We start from the raw sequence: 277 nt of genomic DNA, 5'->3' as shown, positions 1-277 counted from the left end.
CACCAGCTTCATGCGCCTGACGGATACGCAGTTGATTCAGATCAAGGAAGGCAGCCTAAGCGCACCGGGGGGAACACCGATTCCTCCTGTGAACAGCATCATCAACCAAGGAGGGCGCGACCTGATCACCAGTGGAACCCAGATCACGCAGCCGTTGACTTCTCTACTAAAGATCAAGCACGTGAACGAAATCGCGGAAGCGGACGTAAAAGCCTCGCGCGAGCAAGCAGGCCTTACCGAAAATGATGTAGCGCTCGAAGTGCATGAGGTGTACTAC

1 protein-coding gene is annotated in these 277 nt (G+C 54.9%); it reads left to right on the top strand.

Annotated elements, in window-relative coordinates; translation table 11 throughout:
• Positions 1-277: TolC family protein (locus tag C1X29_RS28385; RefSeq protein ID WP_146023298.1), on the top strand; the 277-nt coding region annotated here is incomplete at both ends.

It is taken from the genome of Pseudomonas sp. GW456-12-10-14-LB2 (genome assembly GCF_002884345.1).
Lineage (GTDB): Bacteria > Pseudomonadota > Gammaproteobacteria > Pseudomonadales > Pseudomonadaceae > Aquipseudomonas > Aquipseudomonas paraglycinae.
This window is presented reverse-complemented; position numbering and strand designations above follow the sequence as displayed.